Origin of the sequence: Thiohalobacter sp., from assembly GCF_027000115.1 — a bacterium.
Lineage (GTDB): Bacteria > Pseudomonadota > Gammaproteobacteria > Thiohalobacterales > Thiohalobacteraceae > JALTON01.
In genome coordinates, this window is sequence record NZ_JALTON010000004.1 from 19,064 (window position 1) to 28,031 (window position 8,968).

Here is an 8,968-nt window from a genome sequence, read left to right on the forward strand (position 1 = left end):
CGGTTCTGTAGGAAGAAGCAAGTTTCAAGATGCAAGATACAAGTCCCGTAGGATGGGCAAAGGCCTGGAGGGCCGTGCCCATCACAACGGTGGTGTGACCCTGATGGGCACGTCGCTTCGCTCCTTTGCCCATCCTACGGTGCCTTGTATCCCCCAACAAAAAACCCCGCCTTGCGGCGGGGTGGCTCCTGCGTCGGACAAGGGGGATGATCAGAACACGTACTGGCCCTGGAGGAAGATTTCGTCTTCGTCGCTGCCCGTGACGCCCTTCAGGTTCTCGCCCATCCGGTAGCTGAGCTGCACTTTCACATCGTGCTTGTGGATGAACCAGTTGGCGCCCAGCGAGGTGCGGGTCCAGGTGTCGGCGTAATTGTCAGCATCCTGTGACTGGTGGCCGGCAACCAGCTCCAGCTTCGAGGGGACGAGCATGTAGCCTGCCTCGATCGACCAGTTCTTCAGGGTGGTGCTGCCGTTGCGGTACATGCCGCCGGTGAAGCCGGGGTCGACGGTGTCTGCACTGAACCGGTTGTATTCGGCATCGATCGAGAAGCCTCGCGCACGGAAGGCGCCGCTGACTTCGAAACCGGTCACGCTGTCGACGTCGGCCTTGCTGGAGGACGTGGAAACACCGCCGCTGGTATAGGTATTGTTGTCGTCATCGTTGCGCCAGCCGAAGGCCGCCACGCCGATGGTGGCCTTGGTGTCACCCTTGAAATCGCTCTGACTGAACTTGAGCAGACCGAATGGGTGGAAATCCACACGGCCGCCGACCATCCAGCCCTGGTTGAAGTCGTCGTTCTTGTTGACCGGGGTATCGAAGTCCAGCTTGCTGGCATCCGGGTCGATGTCGGCCGCGGCAAAGGAAGCACCCCAGGTCAGGGTCTTGTCGCCGTTGTGGCCGGTGAGGTGCAGGCCGACGTTGCGGTCCGGCGTGCCGTAGTTGTGATCGCCCACGAAGGTACGCTCCACCAGTTGCTGCTTCTTCGAGGAGGTCAGGAACTCGCGGGAGAAGGGGAAGTTGGCGTTGCCGAGGGTGACCTTCATGTTGTCGAAGCCCTTGTACTGCATGTAGGCGTCCTTCACGGCCACCTCGTTCGCGTCTTCAGCCTTGCCGAAGTCGAACTGGAACTTGCCCTTCCAGTCCTTGTGCAGGCTGCCCTCGACATAGGGCCGCAGGCGGCGGAAGAACACCTCGTCGGTGCTGCTGCCGCTGTCGGGATCGGCCTGGTGGTACTGAAGCTGGATGCGGCCGCCCATCTTCACGTACTTGTCGCCGTCCTTGTAGACGGTGATGCCGGCGGCGTGGGTGGTAGCGGCGAGGGTGCCGCCGGCCAGGAACAGGGTAATGCGGGATGCGAGGCTGCGCATGCGTGGTGTCTCCTCTGTGCTGTGCGTGTTTTGTCGGACGCGGCGCAGTCTAGGGTGGCGGTGTGACGTGCGGGTGACGCACTGATGTCAGGCGGGTGAAGCTGTGATGACCGTTCGATGAAAGGGTGGCAGGTCGGAATGGGCCGTTTCTGCCGCGACAACGAAAAAACCGGCCACGGGGGCCGGTTTCTGCGCAGACGGTCGGGGGCGGCGTCAGCCGGCCTTGAGCGCCTTCAGGTGCTGGTTCAGGCGGCTCTTGTGGCGGGCGGCCTTGTTCATGTGGATGAGCCCCTTGCGCGCGGCACTGTCGATGACCGGCACGGCCTCGCGGTAGGCGGCCTCGGCAGCGGCCGAGTCACCGGCCTGGACGGCGTTGACCACCTTCTTGATGTAGGTGCGCATCCGGGAGCGCTGGGCATGGTTGTGCTCGCGGCGCTTGAGATTCTGGCGGGCGCGCTTTCTCGCCTGTGCGGAATTGGCCAACTTCAAACTCCTGTGTTCTGGTGCGTCTTGCCGAAAGGTCGCGTAATATGCGCAACTTCGCGGCATTTGTCAATGTCGGGCCGGGCGGTCGCAGTGGACCCGGCCGCATTCAACGGGGATTCAATATCTTGCTGACTTGGCGGGCGGTTTTCTTGCTGTTTCGGGGCAGGGCATGAGCGCCGGCGGGCTGATTCGGAGCACGGCCGTGGTCAGCGCCATGACCCTGCTGTCGCGCATCCTCGGCTTTGTGCGAGACATGGTGCTGGCGCGCGCCTTCGGCGCCGGGCTGGCGCTGGATGCCTTCTTCGTCGCCTTCAAGATCCCCAACCTGCTGCGGCGGCTGTTCGGCGAGGGTGCCTTCTCGCTCGCCTTCGTGCCGGTGCTGTCGGAGTACCGGGAGCACGAGGGCGCCGACGCCACCCGTGAGCTGGTCGATCGCGTGTCCGGTACCCTGGCGCTGATCCTGGTGGGCGTCAGCCTGGTCGGCGTGGTGGCCGCGCCGCTTCTGGTGACCCTGTTCGCACCGGGCTTCCTCGACGAGCCGGGGAAGTTCGGACTGACCGGGGCCATGCTGCGGGTCACCTTCCCCTACATCCTGTTCATCTCGTTGGTCGCCTTCGCCGGTTCCATCCTCAACACCTGGGGGCGCTTCGCGATCCCGGCGTTCGCGCCCGTGCTGCTGAACCTGGTGCTCATTGCCGCGGCGCTGTGGGCGGCACCGCTGTTCGAGCAGCCGGTCATGGCGCTGGCCTGGGCGGTGTTCCTCGGCGGCCTCGCCCAGCTCGCCTTCATGCTGCCCGGGCTGGCACGGCTGGGCCTGCTGCCGCGTCCGCGCTGGGGCTGGCGCCACCCGGGGGTGCAGAAGATCCTGCGGCTGATGGGGCCGGCGGTGGTGGGGTCTTCGGTGGCGCAGATCAACCTGCTGTTCGATACCCTGATCGCCTCCTTCCTGGTGACCGGCAGCGTGAGCTGGCTGTACTTCGCCGACCGGATGGTGGAGTTCCCGCTGGGCGTGTTCGGCATTGCCCTGTCCACCGTCATCCTGCCCAGCCTGTCCGGCCGCCATGCGGCCGAGGACCCGGAGGGCTTCCGCATCATTCTGGACCGCGCGCTGCGCTGGGTCATGCTGCTGGGCATTCCGGCGACGCTGGGGCTGGGGCTGCTGGCCGGGCCCATCATCACGACCCTGTTCCAGTACGGGGAATTCACGCCTCATCAGGCAGAGATGAGCGCCCTGGCGCTGGCGGCCTATGTGGCCGGGCTGCCGGCCTTCATCCTGGTCAAGGTGCTGGTGCCGGGATTCTACGCCCGCCAGGATGCGCGCACGCCCGTGCGTATCGCCATCCGCGCCATGCTGAGCAACATGGTGCTGAACATCGCCTTCGTGGTGCCCATGGTGATGATGGAGTACCGGGCCCCCCATGTCGGACTGGCGGTGGCCACCGCCTGCTCGGCCTGGCTGAATGCGGGCCTGCTGTACCGGACACTGCGCCGGGAGGGCGTGTACGCGCCGCTGCCCGGCTGGCGACCCATCTGGCTCCGTATCCTGGCCGCGGCCGGCGCCATGACCGCGCTGCTGCTGTGGCTGCCCGCACCGCTTTCGGAGTGGTTCGGCTGGGGTGCGCGGGCGCGGATCGAGGCCCTGCTGCTGGCCGTCGGCGGAGGGGCAGTGGTCTATCTGGGCCTGCTGCAGCTGCTGGGTCAGCGTCTGGATCTGCTCTGGCGTCGCCCCGAGGTGCCCCCCCCGTCCGGGGACGGCTGACCGGGCGGGCAATCGTCGGCGCATCCTTTATAATCGAGCGCTTCCGTTCCGCACACGAGCAAGCGACATGCGGCTGATCCGTGGCCTGCACAACATCCGACCGGACGACCGTGGCTGTGCCGCGACCATCGGCAACTTCGATGGCGTGCACCTGGGCCACCAGGCCGTGCTCGGGCAGGTGGCGGAGCGGGCGGGCGAGCTGGGCCTGCCCAGCACCGTGATCACCTTCGAGCCCCAGCCGCAGGAATACTTCGCCGCCGGGGAGGCGCCGCCGCGGCTGACCCGGCTGCGGGAGAAGGTCAGCGCGCTGCGGCGCTACGGCGTGGAACGGGTACTGGTGCTGCCCTTCGGGCCGAAGCTGGCGGCGCTGGGCGCGGCCGACTTCGTGCAGCGGGTGCTGGTCGACGGGCTGCAGGTGCGCTACCTGGTGGTCGGCGACGACTTCCGCTTCGGCCGCGGCCGCGAGGGCGACTTCGAGTTCCTGCGCCGCGCCGGCGAGCGGCACGGCTTCCAGGTGGTGCACATGCACACCTTCGAGATCGATGGCGCCCGGGTCAGCAGTACCCGGGTGCGAGAGGCACTGGCGGCCGGCGACCTGGCCGGCGCCGAACGCCTGCTCGGCCGGCCCTATCGCATGCAGGGACGGGTGGCGCACGGCGACAAGCGCGGCCGGACCATCGGCTTCCCCACCGCCAACCTGTTCCTGCACCGCCGGCGCTCGCCGCTGTCGGGCGTGTTCGCGGTGGAGATGTTCGGTCTCGAGCAGGAACCGGTCGCCGGCGTGGCCAATGTCGGCACGCGGCCGACGGTGGACGGCACCCGGGCCCTGCTCGAGGTGCACCTGTTCGACTTCGACCGGGACATCTATGGCCGCCATGTGGCGGTGGAGTTTGCGCACAAGCTGCGTGACGAAATGCGCTTCGATGCTTTCGAGGCCCTGAAAGCGCAGATCGGGAACGATGTGCGTGAGGCGCGCGACTGGTTCGCCGCACGCGACCGACACAGTCAAGGGAATACCCAGTGAGCGACTACAAAGACACCCTCAACCTGCCTCGCACCGATTTCCCCATGCGCGGCAATCTGGCAAAGCGCGAGCCGGAGATGCTGGCGCACTGGAACGAGATCGGCCTGTACCGGCTGATCCGCGAGGCGGCGGCCGGGCGTCCCCGCTTCATCCTTCATGACGGCCCGCCCTATGCCAATGGCGAGATCCACATCGGTCATGCCGTCAACAAGGTGCTCAAGGACATCATCGTCAAGAGCAAGGGCCTGTCCGGCTTCGATGCGCCCTATGTGCCGGGCTGGGACTGCCACGGCCTGCCGATCGAGCTGAACGTGGAGAAGAAGGTGGGCAAGCCGGGGGTGAAGGTCGATGCCGCCGGCTTCCGCGCGGCCTGCCGCGACTACGCCCGCGAACAGGTGGAAAGGCAGAAGCGCGACTTCATCCGCCTCGGCGTCAGCGGCGACTGGGAGCATCCCTACCTGACCATGGACTTCCGCTTCGAGGCCGACATCATCCGCGCGCTGGGGCGGATCGCGGCCAACGGCCACCTCACCAAGGGCTACAAGCCGGTGCACTGGTGCACCGACTGCGGCTCGGCGCTGGCCGAGGCCGAGGTCGAGTACGAGGACAAGACCTCGCCGGCGATCGACGTGCGCTTCGAGGTGCTCGACGAAGAGGCGCTGATGGCGCGCTGCCGGCACGTGGAAGGTGCCGAGGGCGAGGGGCCGGTGTCGGTGGTGATCTGGACCACCACGCCCTGGACGCTGCCGGCCAACCGCGCCGTGGCCCTGCATCCCGATCTCGACTATGTGGTGGTGCAGTGCGAGGGCAATCGCGGCCCCGAGCGCCTGATGCTGGCCGATGCCCTGCTCAAGGATGCCATGCTGCGATACGGCATCGACGACTATCGGGTCGTGGCCTACTGCCCGGGTGCGGACCTCGAGGGCCTCAGGCTGGCACATCCTTTCTATGCCCGCGAGGTGCCGGTGATCCTCGGCGATCACGTGACCACGGATGCGGGTACCGGTGCGGTGCACACCGCGCCCGGCCATGGCCAGGAGGACTATGTGGTCGGCCAGCGCTACGGCATCCCGGTCGACAACCCGGTCGGTCCCGATGGTCGATTCCTGCCCGACACCGAGCTGTTCGCCGGCCAGCACGTGTTCGCCGCCAATGACGAGGTGATCGAGGTGCTGAAGGCGCGCGGCGCGCTGGTGCACGAGGAGAAGCTGCGCCACAGCTATCCGCACTGCTGGCGCCACAAGACGCCCATCATCTTCCGCGCCACCCCGCAGTGGTTCATCAGCATGGAGGCGCAGGGCCTGCGCGAGAAGGCGCTGGCCGAGATTGGCCGGGTGCAGTGGCTGCCGGAGTGGGGTCGGGCGCGCATCGAGGGCATGGTCGCCAACCGGCCCGACTGGTGCATCTCCCGCCAGCGCACCTGGGGCGTGCCCATCGCCCTGTTTGTGCATCGCCAGAGCGGCGAGCTGCATCCGGATACGCCCCGTCTGATCGAGGAAGTGGCGCTGGCGGTGGAGCGCAAGGGCATCGACGCCTGGTTCGAGCTGTCCGCCGAGGCGCTGCTGGGCGACGAGGCCACCGACTACGACAAGGTTACGGATACCCTGGACGTCTGGTTCGATTCCGGCGTCACCCATGCCTGCGTGCTCGACCGCCGCGAGGAGCTCCGCCGCCCGGCCGATCTCTACCTGGAGGGCTCGGACCAGCACCGCGGCTGGTTCCAGTCCTCGCTGCTGACCTCGGTGGCCATGCACGGCGAGGCGCCCTACCGCAGCGTGCTGACCCACGGCTTCACGGTGGACGCAAAGGGTCAGAAGATGTCCAAGTCCAAGGGCAACGTGGTCGCGCCGCAGAAGGTGGTCAACAGCCTCGGCGCGGACATCCTGCGACTATGGGTGGCGGCCACCGACTATCGCGGCGAAATGAGTGTCTCCGACGAGATCCTCAAGCGCATGGCGGATGCCTACCGCCGCCTGCGCAACACCGCGCGCTTCCTGCTCGCCAATCTGGAAGGCTTCGACCCGGTCGAGGACGCCATCGCACCTGATGACATGATCATGCTCGATCGCTGGGCAGTGGAGCGCGCGCGCCTGCTGCAGCAGGACCTGGTGCGCGCCTACGACCGCTACGAGTTCCATCACATCTACCAGAAGGTGCACAACTTCTGCGCCGTGGACATGGGTGCCTTCTATCTCGACATCATCAAGGATCGCCAGTACACCACCCAGCGCGATTCGCTGGCGCGGCGCTCCGCGCAGACGGCCATGTATCTCATCGTCGAGGCGCTGGTGCGCTGGCTGGCGCCCATCCTCAGCTTCACCGCCGACGAGATCTGGCGCCACATCCCCGGCGAGCGCGAGCCCACCGTGTTTGTCGAAACCTGGTTCGAACTGCCGGAGATGTTCCTGGCCGACGACGCCCTCAGCCGCGACTATGGCATGGATTTCTGGGCACGGGTGATCGAGGTGCGCGAGGCCGTATCCAAGGAACTGGAGCGGCTGCGGGTCGCCGGCGGCATCGGTTCCTCGCTGGACGCCGAGGTCGATCTCTACTGTGGCCGCGAGATCCATGACCTGCTGGCGCGGCTCGGTGACGAGCTGCGCTTCGTGCTGCTGACTTCGGATGCACGCATCCATCCGGTCACGGTGCCGCCCGACGACGCCATCCACTTCACCCTCAGCAGCAACGACGAGATCTGGGTGGCGGTGGCGCCGTCCGATCATCCCAAGTGCGTGCGCTGCTGGCATCATCGTGCGGACGTGGGCAGTCATCCCGAGCATCCCGAACTCTGTGGCCGCTGCGTCGAGAACGTCGCCGGCGACGGCGAGCAGCGCCGCTATGCCTGAGCGTGGTCTGGGCCTCATGATTGCGGGTACCGTGGTGGTCCTGGATCAGGTCAGCAAGTGGGCGGCAGAACAGTGGCTGGCGGGCCGCAGCCTGCGTGTCTTCGACTGGTTCGACCTGCAGTTGGCCTACAACAAGGGCGCGGCCTTTTCCTTCCTGAGCCAGGCCGGCGGCTGGCAGCGCTGGTTCTTCATCGCCGTGGCCAGCGTTGCCATCCTGGTCATCCTGGCCTGGCTGCGCCGCCTGGGTCCGGGTGAGCGGCCGACCGCGATGGCGCTCGGCCTGATCCTCGGCGGGGCCCTGGGCAACCTGATCGACCGGGTGCTGTGGGGGCACGTGATCGACTTCATCGTCTGGCACTACCGGCATTGGTACTGGCCGGCCTTCAATGTCGCCGACAGCGCCATCAGCGTCGGCGCCGTGCTGCTCATCCTTGCCGGTTTCCGGCCGCAGCCGGGGCATCGCGAATGATGCCGCGCGACATCCATCCCGGCAGCCATGTGCGGCTGCACCTGAAGCTGTCGCTTGCCGATGGCACGGTGGTGGAGGATACCTTCGGCGAGGAACCGCTGGCCTTTACCATCGGCGACGGCACCCTCGCCCCTGGTCTGGAGCTGGGTCTTTACGGCCTGCGGGCGGGCGACCGCGAGCATCTGACCCTGCATCCGGAACAGGCCTTCGGCCCGCATGATCCGGCGCAGGTCCACTGGCTGCCGCGGGACCGGTTCCCGCCGGACATCCGTCCCGAACCGGGGCTGGTGATCGAGTTCGATGCCGCCGGCACACCTGTTCCCGGCATCGTGCTGGCGGTCGAGGACGACCGCGTGCAGATCGATCTCAACCACCCGCTGGCCGGCAAGCCGGTCATCCTCGAATGCGAGGTGCTGGCGGTGGACAACCGGGATCTGCCGGTGGAGGAGTGAACGGCAAGAGTGCCACGGAATCCGCGGAAACGATTGGGCCGTAGGATGGGCAAAGGCCCGGAAGGCCGTGCCCATCACAACGGCCGTGAAACCCTGATGGGCACGTCGCTTCGCTCCTTTGCCCATCCTACGGCTCGGAGCAAACGGAAATCCTTTCCGTGCCTTCCGCGGATTCCGTGGCGCTCTCGATCCTTTGCTACCATAGGCCCATGAAGATCAAGCTCGCCAATCCCCGTGGTTTCTGTGCCGGTGTGGACCGCGCCATCGAGATCGTCGAACGCGCCCTGCGGCTGTTCGGCCCGCCCATTCATGTGCGCCACGAGGTGGTGCACAACCGCCACGTGGTGGAGGGACTGCGGTCACGCGGGGCGGTATTCGTCGAAACCCTCGACGAGGTGCCGGACGGCGCCACCGTCATCTTCAGCGCCCACGGCGTGCCGCGCGCCGTGGTCGAGGAGGCCGAGGCGCGCGGGCTGCAGGTGTTCGACGCCACCTGTCCGCTGGTCACCAAGGTGCACATGGAGGTCGCCCGCCATGCCCGGGCCGGCATCGACTGCATCCTGA

Annotated in this window: 7 protein-coding genes and 1 pseudogene; 6 read left to right on the forward strand and 2 right to left on the reverse strand. The window is 67.0% G+C overall.

The window, feature by feature from the left end; translation table 11 throughout:
* Window positions 1–210: 210 nt before the first annotated feature.
* Together MVF76_RS00685 and rpsT are read right to left on the reverse strand one after the other, a co-directional pair.
* Window positions 211–1,368 carry a porin gene (locus MVF76_RS00685; protein WP_297526647.1) on the reverse strand — a complete coding sequence of 386 codons (1,158 nt, stop codon included), beginning with the start codon at window positions 1,366–1,368 and terminating at the stop codon, window positions 211–213.
* Window positions 1,369–1,581: 213 nt separating this feature from the next.
* Complete coding sequence (rpsT, locus tag MVF76_RS00690; RefSeq protein ID WP_297526649.1) at window positions 1,582–1,851, reverse strand: 30S ribosomal protein S20; 270 nt, start codon at window positions 1,849–1,851, stop codon at window positions 1,582–1,584.
* 172 nt (window positions 1,852–2,023) lie between these two features.
* On the opposite strand from rpsT, the gene murJ reads away from it, so the two are divergent.
* The 6 genes and pseudogenes from murJ to ispH form a co-directional block, all read left to right on the forward strand.
* Window positions 2,024–3,613, forward strand: a complete 1,590-nt coding sequence (gene murJ / locus MVF76_RS00695; RefSeq protein ID WP_297526651.1) for a murein biosynthesis integral membrane protein MurJ — start codon at window positions 2,024–2,026, stop codon at window positions 3,611–3,613.
* A gap of 67 nt (window positions 3,614–3,680) precedes the next feature.
* A complete protein-coding gene (ribF, locus tag MVF76_RS00700; RefSeq protein ID WP_297526653.1) occupies window positions 3,681–4,637 on the forward strand; it encodes a bifunctional riboflavin kinase/FAD synthetase in 957 nt (318 codons plus the stop codon).
* Window positions 4,634–7,483: an isoleucine--tRNA ligase gene (gene ileS, locus MVF76_RS00705; RefSeq protein WP_297526655.1), complete on the forward strand. Its 2,850-nt coding sequence runs from the start codon at window positions 4,634–4,636 to the stop codon at window positions 7,481–7,483. The genes ribF and ileS overlap by 4 nt, the downstream gene beginning before the upstream one ends.
* A complete protein-coding gene (gene lspA, locus MVF76_RS00710; protein ID WP_297526657.1) occupies window positions 7,476–7,952 on the forward strand; it encodes a signal peptidase II in 477 nt (158 codons plus the stop codon). Before ileS ends, lspA begins: the two co-directional genes overlap by 8 nt.
* Entirely contained in the window at window positions 7,949–8,404 is a 456-nt protein-coding gene (locus MVF76_RS00715) for an FKBP-type peptidyl-prolyl cis-trans isomerase (protein WP_297526659.1), read from the forward strand. The genes lspA and MVF76_RS00715 overlap by 4 nt, the downstream gene beginning before the upstream one ends.
* A gap of 209 nt (window positions 8,405–8,613) precedes the next feature.
* Window positions 8,614–8,968: pseudogene (gene ispH / locus MVF76_RS00720) on the forward strand (4-hydroxy-3-methylbut-2-enyl diphosphate reductase); the annotation flags it as partial.